Source organism: Stenotrophomonas sp. STEN018 (assembly GCF_056760235.1).
This window is the reverse complement of the sequence record NZ_JBRREK010000065.1, coordinates 1-18,747: the sequence shown is the minus strand read 5'-3', so window position 1 is coordinate 18,747 and position 18,747 is coordinate 1. Positions and strand designations below refer to the sequence as shown.

Genomic DNA, 18,747 nt, shown 5'->3' with positions numbered 1-18,747 from the left:
GTTTGAATACATTGAGCGGTTCCACAACCGCCGGATGCGACGGAGGACCGCCAAGCGCGATCTGAAGTTCTCAACCCTTTCATAACTGTCCGTGATTTCGGGGGTGAACCCTTTGGAGCGGCTTAGGAGTTTGGCTCAGCGAACTCGAGGGGAAGTTAAGTGCAAGTTCCTACCGTCGCTATGGGTGCTGGCTCAGATGCTTGGCGTGAGCCTGCAGCATGTTCGGAGGCACTGGATGGAAGAGTTTGACGAGTATGAGCAAGCTGTCGATGCCGCAGAGAAGCCTTGGCAGCGGAGAGTTGATGAGTGGCACCTTGGTGCCGCCAGTTTTGTGAGCGAAAGCTGTATTGATCCGTGGGACGTATTTGACGCTGGCTGGGTGGCAGCGGAGATTACAAAGCGAACCAAAGGGGTGAGTCTTGGGGTGTTCGCTGCGACGCGGAGTCTCCAGATCCTGAGGATTAGAGAGGACGTGAGTGCCCCGGAAGGCTGGGAGTTCAATCAGGCTGATGGTGAGCACCGTTCCCTTGAGCAGCTCGGAAACTAGCCGCTAGTACCCACGAGGAGTTGGATATGCTAATCGGCGTCACGCGTTCCTGGTCAGCTAATGCGTGACTGTGGCTGAGCGTGGTCATACTGATCCATCGATGTTTGGGTCACATGCTACGCCCCTATAGGTTGCGTCAGAGTGCCCACGATGAAATTCGGAGCTAGCAAGAAATGAAATCGGCTATCCCACATGGTGTTAACGCAATTCTCTTTGATGTATATGGAACACTCCTTGAGATTCCCCGCCCAACGCGTCCCTTTCGAAAGTTGTATGAGATAGCTTGCTTTCAGGGCAGTCGAATGCCAGCGAACGTGAAGAGCGAAATGATGTCGAAGCGAATGACGCTCCGTGAGACCGCAGAATGGTTGGGTGTTCAAGTCTCGATCGAGAGTCTTCAAGCATTGGAGCGGGAGTTGGCGGAAGAGCTCGATTCCATCAGGGCTTTTCCTGAAGTACCCGGAGTCCTAAGTGCGTTGCGCGAAAGCGGCTACACCTTAGCGGTCTGTTCAAATCTTGCCGCTCCCTACGTCGAGCCGGCCAGGAATCTGCTGGCGCCCTATATCGATGTGGCAGTTTGGAGTTGCGACGTGGGTCGGGTTAAGCCGGAACCCGAGATCTATCTCCTGGCAGTGGAGAAGATGGGTCTGTCAGTCGATGAAGTACTTATGGTCGGGGATACATATCGCACGGACGTTGCTGGGCCCCTAGCCGTGGGGCTGCGGGCGAGGTTGCTGGATAGAGGAAATCGCGATAATAACGCAACTGTTTGTTGGTCAACACTCGAGGCCTTGGTTTCATCCGAGTTCCCCTGCCGTCCAGACCACCAGTAGTATGCGGTCGGCAGTTTCTGTCTGCTTTAGATTATGGTGCTTCATACGACCCGAGGCAGACATGCGCTGTCTACAAAGAACTCGGCCATTCAATGGGCTATATATCCGAAAATGAGCTATTTCAGGGAAAGCATCTAGACATGACCACCGTCTATATAGATGAAAGCGGCCACAGTGGGGACATGATCAACAGTGGCAATGCTTACAATTTCAAGGACCAGCCCTATTTTGCCTTGGCTGGCATTGGCCTTGAAGACGGTCATGATTGGGAAGGCCGCATCGATGAGCTGCGGAGCCGTCACCGCATTGCTGCCGGTGAACTCAAATCCAAGTCGCTGACCGCCAAGACAAAATTTTCGGCCGAAGTCATCCACGCCTTGCTCGACCAGCGCGCTCCGCTTTTCATCGAGGTGGTCGACAAGCGCTTCTTTATCTGCGCCAACATCACCACGTTCCAGCTCTTGCCCCCGTGTGTTGGCTATCTCGAATCGATGCGGTCACATTTCATCAAGAACACAGTGGCGGATTTTCTGTACTTTCACGCATCCGAGCGCGTCCTCGATACATTCGTCGCCTTGTGTTTGGCGCCGGGTGACATCACGCTACGCGCCTCATTCGCCATGTTGCGCGGCATGGCCACAGATCAAGGTTATACCGGATCGGGTGGGCAGATCGCGCAAGTCGTTGCCCATATGGCGCAGGACGCTGAAGCCGAATATGGCGACCTGCTTGAAAAGGATGGCGAAGCCTGGCTGCGATTTCTTCCCCCTCCTGACCTCAACAAACATGCGAAGCAGGTCTGGATGCTGCCTAACTTGACATCATTTACGAATATCTACGCTCGAATAAATCGCTACTACGGCAGACGCTTGTCCGGCATCCGCTTGGTGCATGACCAGCAATTGGAAGTAGAAAATATTCTGCGCCAAGGAAAATTGATGGCGGAAACCCTGAGCCACTCCGTGGACCCGCCCTACACCCCGCAGTCCGACTGCAGATTCGAAGAAAAAGCTAGTATAGAGTTTGTGCAGTCGCATGAGGCTATCGGCGTGCAAATGGCCGATGTCGTTGCCGGCACCGTGATGCGTTACTTTCGCGACACGGACGCCGGCACGCCTGTATCGAGCGAACTGCGCGAGGCCATGATGCGACTCATCGACGAAGGTGATGAACGAAGGGGTTGGGGCCTCAATCAAGTCGTAGCCACTGCCAACGTCCGACATGCCGAATGAGTGATTCAGCCTTGGGGGCGGCGACCACAATGGTCCACCCCTTGCGACTGATACCTACGAGTATCGGAGCATCAAGGCAGTGAGGCGGCTAGCGCTATTTCGAAGGTGGACGCCTTGTCCCTCAAAACGTGATCCAGCCGTCCGAACATATTTCGAAGCTCCTGCCGGTAGGCGACCTTCGTGTGCAAACCCGTCCCGACGATCACAGCGGTAAGGAAGGACGCTGCAACATCCGCTGTCGTCGGATTGCTCTGGAGCCTTACATGACTGCGAATAGCGATTTCCAGCAGATACGTCTTAAATGACGCCGATAGCTTTTCACTCGGAATGATGTCTTGGAGCATCGCCCCCAGTACCTTGGTGGCTTCCTTGGAAATGTAGTGGCGATCGAAGCCTGCGGCTGTACGGGTCGCAGGCGGGATATCTGAATCATCCATGTGCGTGCACTGTTCAGCCCAATCCGTGGCGATACCTACCAGGCGGTAGAGCAGGTAGTGGAAAGGCGTTGGCCACTCCAGATAGATCTCTTCGTCGATCGGTCCAGACATTTGCTTGAGGATCCCTTCGGCGAAGTTGTTGAAATAATGCAGCCACATATGGTCTTGCAGCCCCTGGTGGATGCCTTCGTGCAGCATGATCTCGAAGAGGGTGATGCCTGAATTGATAGGGCAGCGAAACCGCCCGCTCTCTGCATAGGAGCCCAGAGGTTTGTTAAGCCTCTCGGTCAAATGCTTATCTTCATCCAATCGGCGGTGTATGGACTCGCCTGTAGCAGCCTCCAGACCGTTTTTCACAGCCTTCGCTGCATCGGCAAAGAAGAAGCGAAGTAGCCGATTGCTTTCCGGCAGGTACAAGCGTTTTCCTCCATCGAGGTTCTGATTATTTTTCAGCTCAACGTAGAGGCGGCTTCCCGTTGCGTCCAAGAGCGCGTCGATGTAATGCGCAATGAAGTCGGAGCGTATCGCTTCGTCCGCTTCCAACAGTTTGAGGCAGAAATGTGGGTGTGCCTGCGCTAGGTGAACGGTCAACTCAGGTGAGGTGACCAGGTTCAACAGGATCTCCTGGGCTTGAAGACTGGCCTGGTCGCGTTCTGCACACCTGGATTTCAATGTGTGCAGCAAGCGGCGCCACTGTTTACGCCACGCTGAAGGAGGATTGGGGGCTTCTCCACGCAGGAGCGCGGCTAGCTTGTCCAGCTCATCCTTCGAATTTTCCCGGCTTTCGATCCAGCGCACCAGCCAGGACCGTTGCTGGGCCAGGGAAATGAGTGTCGGCAGTTGGGGTTCCACCAGTAGCACCAGCTCGTCGTAGCGTCTGGTGAGGTGCAGATTTTCGATCAGCTCACGAAAGACGTGGATTCGGCCTCGGGCCAGTTTCGGAGTGCATGTTCGCCAAAAGAAGTACAGTGCCACTGAGAGCAGCAGCAGATACACCGCACTGGAACTGTCGAGCCCCCATTTCCAGGGCCCCAAGCTGTAGTACAGCCCAAGTTGCTCCAAGGCCGGGGCGAACACTAGGTAGTGGACAAGAAGGAGCACGGATCCCCCCGCGACCCAATCCATCCAAGTCGTGCAGAAGCGAAGTCGGAGTCGGTTGGTGGGAGAGATGAGCGCCCACACGGCGGCGATGACACCCAATATGGCGAGCAGGCCGGTGGTGTCAATTTGGGCAGAGGTTGTCATTGGCGCTATTGCATCCTTCCGTGGGTCGATAGGATTGCACTCAGGTGCAATCGACGTCCATACCAGCGCATGGCGTCAGGGCAAAAAACCGATATTTGTTTTGACGGCCCCCTGGCCTGATCCCCAATCTGCTCCAGCATCAGTTCAACGTATAGCGGCCTAATGAGGGCGACGTCGACCCAATAGCTAACCTAGAACGCGCCGATTTATTGTGCCATGCTCTCGATAGTTGAGCATTGATGAAATTATTTAAATATTTTTGAGGTGCCTATGCACTTAGTTTTGGATACAAACATCCTCCATCAGGAGAACCTGTCGTCAGCCAATATGAAGACGCTTTTGCGCCTTGTTGAGTCCGGGTACGTCACGATCTGTATACCGGAGCTTGTTCGACGCGAGTACGTCACAAAGATTGTCTCCGAATGCACCGCCAAGCTTCAGTCCGCGTCCAGCCATCTAGAGAGCGTAGGGCGGATAGCGCGTATTAGTAGCTTGTATTCCAAGCTGAACGAGCTTCAAGGGGAACTCATTCAGATGAAGTCGGAATTGGCTGGTGCGTATGAGACTGATTTCGGTCGCTGGTCTGAGGCCTATCGTGTTCAAGAGCTCCCGTTCGAATCAGGAATGATTGGCTCTGTCCTGAATGACTACTTTGTGGGCGCCACCCCCTACCGGAGTCCAAAGTCGAGGGAAGATATACTTGATTCCATGATTGGAAAGTCAGTTGATGCTCTGATCGGTCTCGTTGGTGACGTGGGAGTTGTCGTGAAAGACGGCACTTTCATGCGGCACTGGGAGCGGCAAGGTGGCGCGAAAGTCTTCGCATCCATCGAAGACTTTCTACTATTAGATGAGTCTAGGGCAGAGCTCAATCGCCTCGATATCGAGGCCAAAATCGGTACCCTCTTGACAGCCCTTACCGACGCGAAGGGGGCTCTTGGGGAGTTCGTCAAGGGGAGCCAGAATTTGCTGGACACAATCTACTTGGAGGAAGGCGAGGTCACTGGAGTAGAAGTACTCGATATGGACTGCTTCGGCGTTCGCGTTAATGGCCCGAAGGTTGGCGATGTCACATCGCTTCAGCTTGAGCAGCTTGAGTACCTCGGCAAAGGACAGGTCGCGGTGACATTTGTTATGGAGGCAAAAGCTCAGGTCGATTACTGCGCGAGCTATATGGACTATTTGGACCATGAGCGGGATGAATCCATAGAAGTGAAATCAATGAATGGCGTCGGCATATGTGATCTTAAAGAGATTCGGCCAGTTCGAATCGCCGGAAAGCTGATCATTAACATCGGACAAGAAGGCGACGTTGACGTGATGCGGGCCGCAATTACAGCTGGAGATTTTCCTGACGAAGGTTTGGAGTTCGAAGCCGCTACGGCGACATTGCTCTCCACTTGAGTTTGAGGTGCACATGGCGGTGTCTACTAGCGACCCGATGCGGACATTAGATGTCCGCGAATGGCCGGGGGATTCGTTTCGGCAGATAAATAGCTGGGCCTCTAAGCATGCATAGTCGAGATTTCCTTGCAAAGCTTGAGTGTCATCTGCACAAGGTCGATGACATTGAGTTGGTAGTATTGAAGGGGCACTTAATCCTAGAGCAAGCTCTGAATCAGATGCTCTTAGGCCACATTGATTCCGAGAAAAGCCTGAATGATCTTTCGCTTACATTCTCAAAAAAGCTTGATTTGCTTGTTGCGCTGACCGGAGGTGGCTGGGAAGAGGAGGTCTCGCAGTTGAGGGAGGTCAATAGGATTCGCAACAAGCTGGCCCACCAACTCGAGTTCAAGCCGTTCCACCCCGCGCTTAAGAAGTGGGCATGTTGCGTTGTAGGCTACACACCAAGGACGCTGAATGACAGGCGCACTTTCCGTAATACACTCAGCAAAGCTTTCTACTTACTTTGTGGAATTCTCGTAGGCCGAGCTTCTGTGCTGCAGGATTTTCGCGAGAGGCCTATCAAATAGTTTCAAGCCGACGCTGCATCGAAGGGGGGGCTGAACTCTGAAGATGGCAGTCATATGCAGCTTTGCCAATTTTTATGGAAGAACAGAAAAGATGATCGAATCAACCTATTGGCGCCAGGAGCTTCGGGCCGAATTGGCGTGGCTCAAAAGACATCGAGGTTACCGCAGGTGGTCGGAGAAGCAGATTGTGCTGTACGAGCGACGCCTGATGCTGGTGGCGTTTCAAGTGCGTTCTCTACTTGAGCGGCCGAAGGTAAATGATCGTGCTCGTAACGCGAAGATGCCTGTGGTTCGATATAAGAAGATAGGGGGTAGGCCGTTCACTTTCATCGGCGCAGGCTTCCCTGAAGATCGATTTGACTTGGAAAATCCGGAACAGTCACAGCTTTCCGTCATCGACGTTTGCAGTCAACTTATTCATCACTACTGGATGCAGACATGGTCAGAAGGTACTGCCTTTAAGGGCATGCTTGTATTTTCAGATTTCATGCGTCACAAGTGGGCTTATGAATTTCTTATTGAGGATTTGATAGGTCTATTCACTGTCTTTGCCGATGACAATTCAGCAGTTGTGGAGCTAAGTTTTCTTTGGAACGACAAGAAGCAGGACTATGTGGCTCAGTATGCGCGTTAACGATCTGCCGGCTAGCAGTTCGTCCAAGCCGCCGTATGGCAGCACGGCTTAACCCTGGTGTTGGATCATGTTATGGAGCATCTCTGCTATCTGTGTGGAGAACCGATAACCTCGGGCCAATTAGTGACCGGCGACCATGTGGTGCCGGTTGTATTCCTCGGGAAAAAGCAGCCAAAGCTTCCTGGTTTCGACTACGCAGGACGAATTCCAACCCACCAGGCGTGCAACAACCAATTTTCAGATGAGGCATTTTTCAGGCAGTCGATTCATCTGGTTGAGCTGGTCCAATCGCGTCAAATGCATGGCGTACTCCAGAGTTCAGAGTACGCCGGTATCGAAATTGTTCCCTTCACACCTGATCAGGCCCCCACCTTCACGAACCGTGAGTTCAGAAGATTCAGCTTCATCGACGCGCGTGAAGTTGATACAGAAACCCTGAAGAACCCCGTATTTTATGAGGACAAGAAGAAGGTTAACCTTCTCAGGATCGCAGTTCAGGCGGCCATCAGTGTAAAAGCTAAGAGCGCCGCCGCTCTCCTTGTCAAGCGCAAGCTGAGGCGCGTTCCCAGCTTCTGGAGAATTTACGCGTCACCATTTGAGCTTGAAGGCTCACCAGATCTTTGCAAGTACTTCGGATTAGAGAAGCCCTTCGGGCCTACCACCCGGGCCTCCCTGCGACAGGTGCGCCCCGACGAGTGGCTTGTCGTGTATCAACACAGGTCCCTGTTGACCTTTCTACTATTCGCTTTCCACGACGCTGAGTTGGAACCGCGGCAAGTCCTTGACACTCCTGGGTGCGAGATCCACGCCTATTCCGGCAGCACTCTGAATAGCCTTATAGGGCATCAATGGCACATGGTCTAAAGCATTAAGCCAAGTCGAAGCCGCTTCACCGCCGGCTTAATCCCAGGGTTGTGAATGTCCTTCCCTTGGCCAAAGCGGTCGGTGTTGCAGGTGTGCGTCGGAGTGTCATCATGGCACCAAGAACGGCATTAGCCATAGTCTGTACAAGTACGACTAGCCATAGTCTGTACGTGAGGCACAAAGTATGCCTATCCGTACACAAGAAACCGGTCGATTGGCATTTTTGATGACCCCAAAATATACTATCCCCCAGTACAGGATACGGGCGCAGCCATGCCGCACTCCCCCGAAGAGAAGAAAAAGGTCCTGGCCCGGGTCAAACGCATCCGCGGTCAGTGCGATGCGCTGGAGCGGGCGTTGGAGGCCGGTGCCGACTGCAATCCGGTGCTGCAGCAGATCGCGGCCATCCGCGGCGCAGTCAACGGGCTGATGTCCGAGGTGATGGAGGCGCACCTGCGCGAGGAGTTCGGCCAGCCGGCACGCTCCGATGCACAGCGCGCCACGCGTGTAGCCGAGATGTCATCCCTGATCCGTTCCTATCTCAAATAATTCCGGGCGGCGCCTTGCGCTGCTCTTCGTCATTCCCGCAGGAGAAAATCATGAAATCACGTGCCGCCGTTGCCTTTGGTCCGGGCCAGCCGTTGCAGATCGTCGAGATCGATGTCGCGCCGCCGAAGGCCGGTGAAGTGTTGGTCAAGATCACCCATACCGGTGTCTGCCATACCGATGCGTTCACCCTGTCCGGCGATGACCCGGAAGGCCTGTTCCCGTGCGTGCTCGGTCATGAAGGCGCCGGCATCGTGGTTGAAGTGGGCGAGGGCGTCACCTCGGTGAAGGCCGGTGACCATGTGATTCCGCTCTACACCGCCGAGTGCGGCGAATGCCTGTTCTGCAAGAGCGGCAAGACCAATCTGTGTACCGCCGTGCGTGCCACCCAAGGCAAGGGCGTGATGCCGGATGGCACCAGCCGCTTCTCGTACAACGGCGAGCCGATCTATCACTACATGGGCTGCTCCACTTTCTCCGAGTACACCGTGGTGGCCGAAGTCTCCCTGGCCAAGGTTAATCCAGAAGCCAACCCGGAACACGTCTGCCTGCTTGGCTGCGGCGTCACCACCGGGATTGGCGCTGTGCACAACACCGCCAAGGTTGCCGAAGGCGACAGCGTCGCGGTGTTCGGTTTGGGTGGTATTGGCCTGGCAGTGATTCAGGGCGCGCGTCAGGCCAAGGCTGGTCGCATCATCGCCATCGACACCAATCCGTCCAAGTTCGAGCTGGCCAAGCAGTTCGGTGCCACCGATTGCGTCAACCCCAAGGACCACGACAAGCCGATCCAGCAGGTAGTGGTGGAGATGACTGGTTGGGGGGTGGACCACAGCTTCGAGTGCATTGGCAACACCAACGTGATGCGTGCGGCGCTGGAATGCGCGCACCGTGGCTGGGGCCAGAGCGTGATCATCGGTGTGGCCGGTGCCGGACAGGAGATTTCCACCCGACCGTTCCAGCTGGTCACCGGCCGCAAGTGGTTGGGCACCGCATTCGGTGGCGTGAAGGGTCGCAGCCAGCTGCCGGGTATGGTCGAGGATGCGATGAAGGGCGATATCGAGCTCGCACCGTTCGTGACCCACACGATGGAGCTGGACAAGATCAACGAAGCCTTCGACCTGATGCACGAAGGCAAGTCGATCCGCTCGGTAATCCATTACTGATTCAAGCGTGTGGGAGCGGCGTAAGCCGCGAAGCTCATAGCTCGTCAGCCATACAACACCCCAACCCCCAAGGATTTAAAAACCATGCAACGACTCGAACACCGCGCCTGCTTCGGCGGCTGGCAGGACGTTTACCGGCACGAATCCAAGGTGTTGGGTTGCGAGATGACGGTTGGCGTGTACCTGCCGCCGCAGGCCGAGCACGGTCCGTGCCCGGTGCTGTACTGGCTGAGCGGTTTGACCTGCACCGAGCAGAACTTCATCACCAAATCCGGTGCGCAGCGCTATGCGGCCGAACACGGCATCATCCTGGTGTCACCGGATACCAGCCCGCGTGGTGAAGCGGTCGCTGATGCAGAGGGTTACGACCTGGGCAAGGGCGCAGGCTTCTACCTCAATGCCACGCGTGAGCCCTGGGCGCGGCATTACCGCATGTACGACTACATCGTCGACGAGCTGCCGGCATGGGTGGAAGCCAATGTGGCCGCCAGTGATGTACGTGCGATCAGCGGGCATTCGATGGGCGGGCATGGTGCATTGACCATTGCGTTGAAAAACCCCGGCCGCTATCGCAGCGTGTCAGCGTTCTCGCCGATCGTGGCACCGTCGCAGGTGCCGTGGGGACAGAAGGCATTTGCTGCCTATCTTGGTGACGACCGCGAAGTGTGGAAAGCGTATGACGCTAGCGAACTGGTTATGCATGCGCAGGAGAAGCTGCCGTTGTTGATTGATCAAGGCGGCGCTGACGAGTTCCTTGAGAACCAGTTGCGCCCGCAGTTGCTGCAGGCGGCATGCGAAGCGGCGGGGCATCCGCTTGAACTACGCATGCAGCCGGGCTACGACCATAGCTATTATTTCATCAGCAGTTTCATCGGCGATCACATCGCGCACCACGCCAAGGCGATGCGCTGAGGAATGATGGTAGAGCCGAGCCATGCTCGGCAGAGAAATCCTGTAGTGCCGGGCCATGCTCGGCAGGCGCCTCGCTGGTAGAGCCCCAGCCGAGCACGGCTCGGCACTACGTTATGCTCCCTCCCTTTCGCGCAGCGAAGGGGAGGGTTGGGGAGGGGTTTGTGTTTCGCTTGCAAGGCTCTTGCCGAGCATGGCTCGGCACTACGGGTCGGGTTTCGGTGGCGGGGTCTGGGTCACGTTGTCGCGGCGGTCGTCGCGCTATCGTGCGGGCATAGCGCCTGCTTGATAGGGAATGCATGCCGGTAGTACTGGTCCTGCTGTTCGTCCTCTGCCATGGCCTGGTCCTCGCTGTTGGGTCGGGCCCCGCTGGCGTCGGTTCCTTCATCTTCCTGGTGGCAGCGCCGCTGCTTGCTGCCTGCAGCTGCGTTTGGCGTGCTCGCCAGGATCGGGCAGCATTGGGTTGGTACGCAACGGCGCTGGCGATGCTGCTATGGGCAGGCGGCATGGCACTCAATCTGGTCGATGCACTGGGGGCGGGCCGTGCCGATGTCACGCCGCGTGCCAGCATGTTGTTGTATGTGCTTTACGCCGTGCCGCTGGTGTTCATCCTTGCCCGCGCACGGCGCGAGCGCACCAGCATCAGCCTGATTGATGCTGCGATGGCAGCGCTGTTGGGAGTGCTGTTCTTCGTGCATACCGGCTTCTTTGCCGACCGCGTCGATGTTGACGAGCAGGCGATGCGCAACATGCGCTACATGTTTGATATCCAGAACCTGTGCATTGCCAGCTTCGCAACCGTGCGCTGGCTGGCCGGTGATGTGCCGGAGTGGCGCAGTTTTTTTCGAGTGCTGGCGTTGTATGCCGTGGCGTATCTGTTGGTGGCCGGCTACATCAACCACTTCACCTCCGAAGATTCCTTCGGTGCGTACAACGATGTACTGATCGATTTGCCATTCCTCCTGTTGATGTTGCTGGCCGTGCGCAGGGTATCGGCACCGGTCTTCGTGCCGGAACCGCGGTTGTCGCGGTTGGTGCAGGCTGGCGGCCCGATGATCCTGCCTCTGTTGCTGCTGGTGGTGGGGACCTTGGTGGTGGACCATGCGCGGCTGTTGGCTGTGACCGGTTTCGTTGTCGCTACCATTGGCTTCAGCCTGCGCAGCACGCTGCTGCAGATTGACCTGATGGAGCGACAGGCCGCACTGGACCAACTGGCGAGGCAGGATGGCCTGACCGGTGTGGCCAATCGCCGTCAGTTCGATGCGGTCCTGCAGACTGAGGCCAGCCGCGTACATCGCAGTGGCGCCGGATTGGGTCTGCTGCTGGTCGATATCGATCACTTCAAGGCATTCAATGATGCGCACGGCCACCCGGCCGGCGATCGTTGCCTAAAAGCTGTTGCCGCGCGGCTGCAGGCCAATGTCCGGCGTGCGGGCGATTGTCTGGCGCGTTACGGCGGAGAAGAGTTTGCGGTGATCGTGCCGGACTGTGGAAGGGAAGATGCAGTCGCCCTTGCTGAGAACCTGCGGCTGGCCATCGAAACACTTGCGTTGCCGGAGGGGCCGGTCAGTATCAGCGTTGGCGTGGCTTTCCTGCAGTCTTCAGTCAAGGTACCTACGACGCAGCTTCTGGACGATGCCGATGCAGCGTTGTATGCGGCAAAACGTGGCGGCAGGAACCGTGTGTCGGTACGAGATGATGTGGTGGTGGGCTTGTGATGATCGTTCGATGCGGGGTCCAGCCTTGTGGGAGCGGCGTGAGCCGCGAAGCTGGCAAACCTGAAGGTGGGAGCGACGCTGCGATTGCACACAGCGCTGTTGTTCGTTCTATCGTGGCTTCGCGGCTTACGCCGCTCCCACAAAAGCCCAACCCAGCCCAACCCAGCCCAGCCCAGCCCAGCCTTGTGGGAGCGGCGTGAGCCGCGAAGTTACCCAGCCTGACGTTGCGAGCAGTGCTGCAATTGCATGAAGCGCTGTTGTTCTTGCTGTTGTGGCTTCGCGGCTTACGCCGCTCCTACAACTGCAAGGTGAAATCCGTGTAGGCGTAACGGGTCTCGCGTAACACGGTGTCGCCTTGGTCAAGACTCAATGGCGTGCGGAACATCGGTCCTGCGCTGACGCAGGTGTGGAATTCGCCGTTTTCTCCGCAGGCATCGATGCCTGCAGGCAATGCATCCAATAACGTTTGATCGAATGCCCGGCCCGCAAAATTTGCATCCAATCGCTCGCTGTCCACGCAGCACAGCTGCGCGCGTAGGCCGCTCGCAATCATCTGCCGCGCCAGCACCGCAGTGTCACGGCCAAACAACGGGAACAGTGTCTGCCAGGCTTGCGCTGCATACTGCTGCTCGCGCCATAGCCGGATGTCTTCCAGTAAGAGGTCACCGAAGGCGATGGTTGCAAGGCCGGGCCAGCGCTGCTGTGCTTTGTCCAGCGCCGCTGTCATGCGCTGCAGATACAAGGCGTTGTCACAGACCTGCGGTATCCAGCTTTCCAGCAGCGGCAGCCCGGCCGCGCTTGCCTGGGCCAGCAATACTTCGCGGCGCACGCCCTGCATCGAGGAGCGTTCATAGCCTTCGGTCAGCGTGCTCAACAGCGCGACAACCTGGATGTCATCGCGTTGCTGGAGTTCGTGAAGTGCCCAGGCGGCGTCTTTTCCGCCGCTCCAGGACACCAGTACCGGTGTTCTCAACACTCAGCGCACATCGCGCAGTTCCCAGTGGCTGCCGGCCAGCATGCGCATGCGCTGCTTGAACAGTTCACCGGCCAGGCTGGTGGTGGCGACCAGGTCGATGCGCAGGTCGGACTGCTTGCCGGTGACCGTGGCGTTCGGGTCAATCGCGCCCAAGCCGGGGTCCACGTCGTCGGGTTCGTCCTGGGTAGCCTTCCAGCGTTCGAACAGCTCCGGCGTGCGCAGGGCGCTCTGCAGCTGCTCGGCGAAGGCGTCCGCGCCGCTGGCAGTGAACGATAGGCGTGGGTCGTTGCCGCGGGCCTTGGCCGGATCAGGCAGCGAGATTGAATAGAGAACGGACATGGGAGCCTCCTTGGTAGAGCGTCAGACTAGCGCGTCAAATGTAGTGATTTTGTCCAGATAGCGCGATTCGATCAGCTGCCGAACGTATGCGGTTCATCGGCAAAGCCAATGGTCACCGCGCCCTTGCCCACGTTGACCATGCCGGTCAGGCTCATCACCGCTTCCAGCAGGGCGACGCTGTGCTGATCGCAGGTATCGCGCAACTGCCGGTAGCCGGGCAGGGCGCGCAGCTCGTCCAGCGGGCCGCCGTAGCTGACGCATACCGTTGGGGTGATCAGGCCGCGCACCACACGCTTGCCTACGAAGTCGAACAAGGCCTGCACGGCAGGGTCGAAGCCCTTGATCTTGGCCACCGGCTCGGTATTGCCGCGGTAGCCATGCAGGATAGGTTTGATGTCCAGCGCGCTGCCGAGCGCGACGCTGAGCAGGCCAACGCTGCGGTCGCCCTTGTGGCGGGCACGGGCGCGCAGGTAGTACAGGTCGCGGGTGACCATGTAGCCGTGCACATTGCTTGCCACCAGTTCCAAGCGTTCGCGCATCTGCGGCACGCTGGCACCGCTGTCGCGCAGGCGCACGGCTTCCACCGCGCTCACCGCTTGTGCGGCAAACAGGTTCTGGGTGTCGATGACGCGCAGACTGAACGGTGAGTTGTAGCCGGCCGCCTGCCGGATCGGCTTGTACTCGTTGAGGATGCTGTAGCCGGCCTGCACCGCGTTGTCATGGATGGGGCTACGGGTGCGGGTGATGGTCATGCAGAACACCTGGTCGAAATCGGTAACCAGGTGGCTCAGGAACAGGTCGCGGATCTGCTCGGCGCTGTAGGGGATGGTTTCCGCCTCGGCACTGCGCTCGCTCAGCGGACCCTGCAGGAAGGCCAGGGTGGATTCCTCGTCGCGGTGGTCGGGGAGCACGGTGTCGCCGATCCGTACGCTGATGGGGAGCAGCACGATATTGTTGTGCTGCAGGTAGCCCTTGGGCAGGTCGCAGGCCGAGTCGACCACTATTCCGATTCGCATGCTTTGTATCCCCCGGTGGTCGTAACAGTCACGAAAGATAGGAACCCTATCTCAAAACCTGGGATGGAACAGGTGGTTTATGCGGACACCGTCGCAATCCCAGGTATGTTTTTTCACCTTTTCCTCATTTCATCGTCGGGGGTAGCCTATTAAGCTACTGCCAAGCAGCTGAGGCCCTGTCCCCGGATGCGACGACATCGGTGGGAAGTGTCATCGTCTGCGGGTAGGCGGTGAGCCAGGGATCAGTAATGGAAACTGCAAGTTCGGTAGTAGAGTTTTGGCGCGCGGCGGGTCCGCAGCGTTGGTTTGAGCGTAATGAGGCTTTCGATGCCCAGTTCCGGGATCGCTTCCTGGACCTGCACTACCAAGCTGCTCGGCGCGGCTGTGAGGACTGGCTGGAGAATGCCGAGGGCGCGTTGGCGCTGCAGATCCTGTTGGACCAGTTTCCGCGCAACTGCTTCCGTGGCACCGCGCACTCTTACGCTACCGACGGGCTGGCGCGGCATTACGCCACCCGCACCATCGAGGAAGGCTGGGATCGCGAACTGCCGCTCAAACTGCGGGCTTTCATCTACCTGCCGTTCGAGCACTCCGAGGATCCGCAGGACCAGGAGCGCGCGGTGGCGATGTTCGAGGTGCTCGGTGATCTGGAGTACCTGAAGTACGCCGAAGTGCATCGTGAAGTCATCCGCCGCTTCGGCCGCTTCCCACACCGCAACGCGGTGCTTGGCCGGATTCCCACTGCGGAAGAACTGCATTTTCTCGCTGAAGGTGGCTTTGCGGGCTGAGTGCGCGCGAGGGACTGCTGTGTTGCTGGTGGTGTTGGATATGCACCTGTCCGTCAAGCACTGATCATCGCGGTGCGCATGCAGTGCAGGGCTCACAAAAAGGCGCGGGCTGCATGTTTCTGATTTGCATGTGGGAGCGGCATCAGCCGCGAAGCCGACATTGCTGCAGCGATCGCTACCTTTGCGATCGGACGTTCTATCAGCTTCGCGGCTGACGCCGCTCCTACAAGGCAGTCAATCAGGTTGCCGTTCCCGCGCTTGTTCAACGCAAAAAAAAACGCCGGCTAGGCCGGCGTTTTTCGTGTTGCTGCAATGCGTTCCGATCAGTACTTCGGAACGCTGTTGTCCACGTTCTCCGACCAGGCATCAATGCCGCCGGTGATGTTGAACACATTGGTGAAGCCCAGTGCCAGGAACTGCGCGGCAGCCTGCGCGCTGCGGCCGCCGCGGTGGCACAGGAACGCCAGTGCGGTGTCCTTGGGCAGGGCTTCGAGCTTGGCGCGGTTGTCGCCGTCGAAGGTTTCGAAGCTACCGTTGATCGCGGCGATGGCGCGTTCGTCAGCCGGACGCACGTCCACCACGGTGATGGCACCGGCACGCAGCTGGTCGTCGGCGCTGCGCACGTCCAGGTCCTGCACCGGCTTGGGCGCGTTCGGGTTGTTGATCGCCAGGCCCTGACCGCGGATGTCGTCGACCCAGTCGATGGTGATGCCGTCGGCGCGACGCGCGCTGGATGAATCGAACTGCACGCGCAGGCCGTTGGATTCAGCCGCGATGGTGTTGTCGTCGAACGGGGCCAGCTGGAAGTTCGGCTGGAAGCTGGCATCGATGCTCAGCTGCAGCGCAGCGCCGGGCGAGTCGGCCAGTGCGCCCTTGAGCATTTCCACCGCAGCCGGGGTGACGGTGATCGACGGCGGGGTGCGGTCCGGCGCAGCCAGGCCGAGCAGGCTGCTCAGTTCGCCGCTGCTGGCCATCTGCAGGATGATGTCGCTGCCGCCGATCAGCTCGCCGTCCACGTACAGCTGCGGAATGGTCGGCCAGTCGCCATAGGCCTTGATGCCTTCACGGATTTCCTGGTCGGCCAGCACGTTGACATGGCCGAACTGCACGCCCAGGTCCTGCAGCGCGCCAACAGCCTTGGCCGAGAAGCCGCACTGCGGCATAGTCGGCTGACCCTTCATGAACAGGACGACGCGGTCGGCGCCGAGGATGGATTCAATGCGCGAACGCAGGGCGGGGTCCAGGGACATCGTGAACTCGTATAAGTGGTCGTAGACCAGCTGATTCTACGCTGCATGGCATCATGGGGAATGACTGCCCCGGAAACCCTGTATCGCATTCCCGTACACCCTTGGCGTTGGATGCCCTGGCTGCTTGTCTCGCAATTGCTGGTTGCACTGCTGTGGTGGCGGTTGGGCTGGATGTGGGGTTTGCCCTTGATGTTGCTCAGTCACGCCCTGTTTGTCGTACCGGTATTCCTCCCCAACAGCCGTTTCTATGCGCCGGTGACCAGCCGCGCGCCTGGCCAGGACGTGTGGCTGACAATTGATGATGGCCCGTCGGCGGAGACGCTGGCGGTGCTGGATCTGCTCGACCGGCATGACGCCAAGGCCACATTTTTCATGGTCGGCGAGCGTGCGCAGGCACGTCCGGAGCTGGTGCATGAGGTGCTGCGGCGCGGCCATGACCTTGGCAATCACAGCCATTCACACCCGCAGGCGCGCTTCTGGGCGCTGGGCCCGGTGCAGATGGCGCGAGAAATCGGCCACTGCCAGCGGGCGCTGACCGCCATCGCCGGGGCGCCGCCGCGCTGGTATCGCTCGGTGGTTGGCATGACCAACCCGTTTGTGGCTGTGGCGCTCAAGCGGCATGGGCTGGCGCGGATTGGCTGGAGCGCGCGCGGCTACGATGGCGTGAACTGCACACCGGAGGGCGTGGTCGCACGGATTGCGCCGGATCTGGCGCCTGGCGCCATCGTCCTGCTGCATGAAGGTGCCGCCCACGGCCACAACCTGGCCATCATCGACGCCGTGCTGCAGCAGCTGCATGCGCGTGGCCTGCGTGCCCGCCTGCCGCAGACAACAGCGTAGACTCGCCTCCCCGCCATTGCGCGGCGTTCTGGAACCGCACCATGCCTTTCTCCCAACTCGGCCTGTCTCCCTACGTGCTGCCAGCGCTGCAGCAGGCCCTGCAGCAGGCCGGTTATCTGGCGCCAACGCCGATCCAGCAGCAGGCCGTGCCCTTGCTGTTGAAGGGCCGCGATGTGGTCGCACTTGCGCCCACCGGTTCAGGCAAGACTGCCGCTTACGTGCTGCCGGCGCTGCAGCGCTTCTTCATGGCCACGCCACGCAAGCCGCGGGTGCTGGCCCAGTTGATCCTGGTGCCGACCCGCGAACTCGCCCTGCAGGTGAGCGATGTGTTCACCACCTTGGGCCGCGAGTTGCCGCGTCGCCCGCATCTGGTCTGTGCGGTCGGCGGTGTGTCGATCAATCCGCAGATGATGTCGCTGCGTGGTGGTGCCGACATCGTCGTGGCCACCCCGGGGCGCTTGTTGGATCTGCTGGCGCATAACGCCCTGTCATTGAAGCAGGTGCAGCTGCTGGTGCTGGATGAAGCCGACCGCCTGCTGGAGCTGGGCTTCGGTGATGAGCTGCGGCAGATCCTGGCTGAGTTGCCGGTGAAGCGGCAGACCGCTTTGTTCTCGGCCACGTTTGCGGCCGATATCCAAGCCTTGGCTGCAGCGGGCCTGCATGAGCCGCAGCGGCTGGAAATCGGCGAGCAGTCGGCGCCGGATATCGAGCAGCGTGCCATCCATGTGGATAGCGCCAGACGTGCCGAGTTGCTGCTGTCCTTGCTGGAAGATCCGCAATGGCAGCAGGTATTGGTGTTTGTCGGCAGCATCCGTGACGGTGACCGCTTGGCGTCGCAGCTGCGCAAGGCCGACATCAATGCACAGGCGCTGCACGGCGAACTGTCGCAGGGGCGACGCTTCCGCATGTTGCAGGATTTCAAGGATGGCCAAACGCGGGTGCTGGTCGCGACCGACCTGGCTGCGCGTGGCATCGACATCACCCGTTTGCCGGTGGTGGTGAATTACGACCTGCCGCGTGCGCCCGCGGACTACCTGCACCGCATCGGCCGCACCGGACGGGCAGGGGAGAAGGGGCTGGCGCTGAGCTTTGTCGATTCGGCGGCGATGGCGCATTGGCGTTTGATCTGCAAACGCCATGGGCTGCAGAGCACGACCGAAGTGATTGAAGGCTTTGAGCCTACGCTGGCAGCACCGGTGGCCAGCGTGGTCGCCGACGACAATGGCGGCATCAAGGGCCGCAGGCCGAGCAAGAAAGACCGCGCGCGTGCTGCGGCGGCGGAAAAAGCAGGGTCCTGACAGGACCTAAGGTCGGCTGGGGTGATACCTGTAGCAACTGTCTTGTCAGCCGGAGGCCATAGCGGCCTCCGCATCTCGTTTACGAGCATTGAGGATGACCAGCATCTTTCTCATAACCGCGACCAAGGCCACCTTGCCG

18 protein-coding genes are annotated in these 18,747 nt (G+C 58.8%); 13 read left to right on the top strand and 5 right to left on the bottom strand.

All coding sequences use genetic code 11. From position 1 onward, the window contains the following. Positions 1-235 precede the first annotated feature (235 nt). The 3 genes from ACVOMB_RS18430 (at position 236) to ACVOMB_RS18420 (ending at position 2,612) form a co-directional block, all read left to right on the top strand. Complete coding sequence (locus ACVOMB_RS18430) at positions 236-547, top strand: hypothetical protein (RefSeq protein WP_481532513.1); 312 nt, start codon at positions 236-238, stop codon at positions 545-547. Between the two features lie 173 nt (positions 548-720). Next, complete coding sequence (locus ACVOMB_RS18425; protein WP_481532512.1) at positions 721-1,380, top strand: HAD family hydrolase; 660 nt, start codon at positions 721-723, stop codon at positions 1,378-1,380. Positions 1,381-1,520: 140 nt separating this feature from the next. Then, the gene (locus tag ACVOMB_RS18420; protein ID WP_481532511.1) at positions 1,521-2,612 is read left to right on the top strand and encodes a DUF3800 domain-containing protein; all 1,092 of its coding nucleotides are present in this window, start codon (positions 1,521-1,523) and stop codon (positions 2,610-2,612) included. Between the two features lie 71 nt (positions 2,613-2,683). On the opposite strand, the gene ACVOMB_RS18415 is transcribed toward ACVOMB_RS18420, so the two are convergent. Continuing rightward, the gene (locus ACVOMB_RS18415) at positions 2,684-4,294 is read right to left on the bottom strand and encodes a hypothetical protein (protein WP_481532510.1); all 1,611 of its coding nucleotides are present in this window, start codon (positions 4,292-4,294) and stop codon (positions 2,684-2,686) included. A 270-nt stretch (positions 4,295-4,564) separates the two neighbouring features. Between ACVOMB_RS18415 and ACVOMB_RS18410 the strand changes: the two genes are divergently transcribed. From ACVOMB_RS18410 to ACVOMB_RS18380, 7 genes are all read left to right on the top strand, one after another. Next, positions 4,565-5,698 (top strand): PIN domain-containing protein, encoded by a 1,134-nt coding sequence (locus tag ACVOMB_RS18410; RefSeq protein WP_481532509.1) that lies wholly within the window; start codon positions 4,565-4,567, stop codon positions 5,696-5,698. Positions 5,699-6,358: 660 nt separating this feature from the next. After that, a complete protein-coding gene (locus tag ACVOMB_RS18405) occupies positions 6,359-6,901 on the top strand; it encodes a hypothetical protein (protein WP_481532508.1) in 543 nt (180 codons plus the stop codon). Between the two features lie 72 nt (positions 6,902-6,973). Continuing rightward, positions 6,974-7,765: a hypothetical protein gene (locus ACVOMB_RS18400; RefSeq protein ID WP_481532507.1), complete on the top strand. Its 792-nt coding sequence runs from the start codon at positions 6,974-6,976 to the stop codon at positions 7,763-7,765. A gap of 273 nt (positions 7,766-8,038) precedes the next feature. Continuing rightward, a complete protein-coding gene (locus ACVOMB_RS18395; protein WP_057627201.1) occupies positions 8,039-8,314 on the top strand; it encodes a metal/formaldehyde-sensitive transcriptional repressor in 276 nt (91 codons plus the stop codon). A 50-nt stretch (positions 8,315-8,364) separates the two neighbouring features. Further along, positions 8,365-9,474, top strand: a complete 1,110-nt coding sequence (locus tag ACVOMB_RS18390; protein ID WP_481532506.1) for an S-(hydroxymethyl)glutathione dehydrogenase/class III alcohol dehydrogenase — start codon at positions 8,365-8,367, stop codon at positions 9,472-9,474. An 84-nt stretch (positions 9,475-9,558) separates the two neighbouring features. Then, positions 9,559-10,386, top strand: coding sequence for an S-formylglutathione hydrolase (gene fghA, locus ACVOMB_RS18385; RefSeq protein WP_481532505.1), 828 nt, complete (start codon positions 9,559-9,561; stop codon positions 10,384-10,386). Positions 10,387-10,682: 296 nt separating this feature from the next. Next, positions 10,683-12,101, top strand: a complete 1,419-nt coding sequence (locus ACVOMB_RS18380; protein WP_481532504.1) for a GGDEF domain-containing protein — start codon at positions 10,683-10,685, stop codon at positions 12,099-12,101. Positions 12,102-12,396: 295 nt separating this feature from the next. Here the strand turns inward: ACVOMB_RS18380 and ACVOMB_RS18375 are convergent, their stop codons facing one another. From ACVOMB_RS18375 to ACVOMB_RS18365, 3 genes are all read right to left on the bottom strand, one after another. Next, entirely contained in the window at positions 12,397-13,077 is a 681-nt protein-coding gene (locus ACVOMB_RS18375) for a Dph6-related ATP pyrophosphatase (RefSeq protein WP_481532503.1), read from the bottom strand. Beyond that, positions 13,078-13,416, bottom strand: coding sequence for a hypothetical protein (locus ACVOMB_RS18370; RefSeq protein ID WP_481532502.1), 339 nt, complete (start codon positions 13,414-13,416; stop codon positions 13,078-13,080). It abuts the gene before it with no gap. A gap of 71 nt (positions 13,417-13,487) precedes the next feature. After that, on the bottom strand, positions 13,488-14,432 hold the full coding sequence (locus ACVOMB_RS18365; protein ID WP_481532501.1) for a DegV family protein: 945 nt from the start codon (positions 14,430-14,432) through the stop codon (positions 13,488-13,490). 248 nt (positions 14,433-14,680) lie between these two features. Between ACVOMB_RS18365 and ACVOMB_RS18360 the strand changes: the two genes are divergently transcribed. Continuing rightward, positions 14,681-15,220: a DUF924 family protein gene (locus tag ACVOMB_RS18360; protein ID WP_481532500.1), complete on the top strand. Its 540-nt coding sequence runs from the start codon at positions 14,681-14,683 to the stop codon at positions 15,218-15,220. A 323-nt stretch (positions 15,221-15,543) separates the two neighbouring features. Here the strand turns inward: ACVOMB_RS18360 and grxD are convergent, their stop codons facing one another. Then, positions 15,544-16,470, bottom strand: a complete 927-nt coding sequence (gene grxD / locus ACVOMB_RS18355) for a Grx4 family monothiol glutaredoxin (RefSeq protein WP_481532499.1) — start codon at positions 16,468-16,470, stop codon at positions 15,544-15,546. 60 nt (positions 16,471-16,530) lie between these two features. Here grxD and ACVOMB_RS18350 point away from each other — a divergent pair, with 60 nt between their 5' ends. Further along, positions 16,531-17,310 (top strand): polysaccharide deacetylase family protein, encoded by a 780-nt coding sequence (locus ACVOMB_RS18350; RefSeq protein ID WP_481532498.1) that lies wholly within the window; start codon positions 16,531-16,533, stop codon positions 17,308-17,310. Between the two features lie 41 nt (positions 17,311-17,351). Continuing rightward, positions 17,352-18,608 (top strand): DEAD/DEAH box helicase, encoded by a 1,257-nt coding sequence (locus ACVOMB_RS18345; protein ID WP_481532497.1) that lies wholly within the window; start codon positions 17,352-17,354, stop codon positions 18,606-18,608. Positions 18,609-18,747: the final 139 nt, after the last annotated feature.